The sequence below is a fragment of the Pseudanabaena sp. 'Roaring Creek' genome (assembly GCF_001402795.1).
Classification (GTDB): Bacteria; Cyanobacteriota; Cyanobacteriia; order Pseudanabaenales; family Pseudanabaenaceae; genus Pseudanabaena.
Map to the genome: position 1 here is coordinate 1 of NZ_LIRE01000470.1, position 2,568 is coordinate 2,568.

The following is a 2,568-nucleotide window of genomic DNA, read 5'->3' on the forward strand; positions in this document are numbered from 1 at the left end:
TTGCATGGGTTTGAGAGCCGCTAGACGAGTTGGCTCAGGCAGCGTTATTTCAGGAGTGCGGTTTTTCATCGCGAGATACACCTTATCCAAAGTGTTTAAGCGCATATATGGGCATTCGTTACAGGCGCAGTTGCTATTAGGTGGTGCGGGTATAAATTTTTTGGTGGGGGTAGCCTTTTGCATTTGATGGATTACCCCAGACTCCGTAACTACGATAAATTCTTGGCGATCGCTGTTTTGGGCATATTTTAACAATCCTGTAGTCGAACCGATAAAATCAGCATGACGAAGAACGTTCGCTTCGCATTCAGGATGGGCAATGATGGCTGCTTGAGGATGATGCAGCTTAAGTTCAATTAATTTCCGCTCGGAAAAAATTTCATGGACGATACAAGCTCCATCCCATAGCAATAGCTCTCGCCCTGCTTTTTCCATCACATATCGTCCGAGGTTGCGATCGGGGGCAAAGATAATTGGCTGATCTTTGGGGATTTGGTTGACGATCGCGACGGCATTGGCACTCGTACAGATGATATCGCTCATTGCCTTGATATCTGCCGAGCAATTTATGTAGGAAATCACCAAATGATCGGGATGGGCTAGCTTAAACTCGGCAAAGCGATCGGGCGGACAACTATCCGCAAGCGAACAGCCTGCATCTAGATCGGGAAGCAATACCAATTTATCGGGGTTGAGGATTTTGGCAGTCTCAGCCATGAAATGCACGCCGAGAAATACGATGACATCAGCTTGGCAATTGGCTGCTGCTTGCGATAAACCCAGCGAATCCCCAATGTAATCGGCAATATCTTGGAGATCGGGGTCTTGGTAATAGTGGGCTAAAATTACCGCATTGAGTTCTTTTTTGAGATCGGCGATCGCTTGGAAGCGATCAATGGGGATAGCATCATTACTAGTCCGATCGTTCATTCCTACGGGACTTGGGGCGGTGAGAAACACAGTTTGCCTCACTAATAATATTAATTTTAATTCATTCTATACATTTGATTATAGTAGGAATTACCAAAAATATATCTGTCGAGCGTAAGAGATTGAGTTTTGGCAACTTTGGCGAGGCATTCTTCGTCAAACTTGGCTAGGTTTAGCATTTCTCAGGCTAATTCTTTTTTGGCTAATTCTTTTGGCTAATTCTTTGGGAACGGTGCTGGGGTGTAATACTAAATCACAAAATGGCTACGCCATTTTGTGATTTTAAAACCCTTACTGGGTTTGATTTTCAATTCCCAAAAGTGTAGCCACACTTTTGGGAATTGGTATAAATCCTGAGATCTTAGGAAAAACGGATAAGTATGAATAAGTAGCTAGGCGCAATTAAATATAAAACCCCAAAACCCTTAGCGCACGCTGGGCTTGGTCTATAGGTTTTGATTCTGGCTTGTAATTATGACTAGCTACATTAAGTATAAATATTAAGATAGATAAGATAGGAAAGTTTGAGGTAGTTATAGATATGAAGAGATCGATCGCTAATTTATCAAATTCATTGAGTCAAAAATTTAAGAGTCAAAAATTTAAGAGTCAAAAATTTAAGAGTCAAAAATTTAAGAGTCAAAAATTTAAGAGTCAAAAATTTAAGAGTCAAAAATTTGGAGTATCGATTCACCAAGAATTGCAACGTTACGGGAAATTGGCGATCGCGTTAGTGATGTCGATCCTGTTGGCGGTCACTCTGAATCCTTTTATTGCCAACGCCTTAGACTTTTCTGACTTGTTTCGCATTTTGCCCTCGGCTATTCAAGTTATTCAACTTTCCAACATTGGGGATAATGACGAAGTTGCTTTAGGTAAACAAATTGACGGTCAAATCCAACAAGAAGTCAGGATCAGTCGCGATCCTGCCGCAAATGCCCTAGTGAATCGTCTCGGACAAATCCTCATTCCCACTAGTGAGCGCCCCAATATTCCCTACACATTTCGTGTGGTTGATGACAAAAATCTCAATGCTTTTGCCACCATGGGTGGCTTTGTTTACATTAATACGGGGACGATCGCCGCAGCAGATAACGTGGCTCAACTAGCCAGTGTAATCGGTCATGAAATGGGACATATTTCAGCCCGTCATTCTCTAGAGCAGATGAAGCAAATGGCGATCGCGCAGGGGATTGCTAACATCGCGGGAGTTGGTGACGATCGCATCGTCGGGATTGGCGTAGATTTAGCCCTACGTTTACCCAACAGTCGCGAAGCAGAATTTGAAGCCGATCGTCGAGGCTTACAAAATATTACTAGAGCTGGTTTCGCGGCGAGAGCCATGCCCGCCTTTATGCAAAAGCTAGTTAGTGCTGGAGGTGGCAATGTCCCCGCATTTCTCAGTACTCACCCTGCCACTGAAGATCGCATAGCCGCACTGAACCAATCCATTCAAGCCAATAATTTCAATACTTCGGGAGGGTTAAATGATGGCGAATACCAAAGAATCTGGCGATCGCGCTTTCGTTAAATATAGATAATTCAAATAAAAACTACAGCTTCGACTTCGCTCAGCTAGCTTACACCGAGGGCTGAGCGAAGTCGAAGCCCGTCTACAAGTTATTTAAAACAACTATA

2 protein-coding genes are annotated in these 2,568 nt (G+C 43.3%); one reads left to right on the top strand and one right to left on the bottom strand.

What is annotated here, in order from left to right; genetic code table 11:
• Window positions 1-930 (bottom strand): quinolinate synthase NadA (nadA, locus tag AC805_RS14980; RefSeq protein WP_055076167.1); only part of this gene is annotated, 930 nt, incomplete at its 3' end.
• Between the two features lie 541 nt (window positions 931-1,471).
• On the opposite strand from nadA, the gene AC805_RS14985 reads away from it, so the two are divergent.
• Window positions 1,472-2,461 (top strand): M48 family metallopeptidase, encoded by a 990-nt coding sequence (locus AC805_RS14985; RefSeq protein WP_231663119.1) that lies wholly within the window; start codon window positions 1,472-1,474, stop codon window positions 2,459-2,461.
• Window positions 2,462-2,568 lie beyond the last annotated feature (107 nt).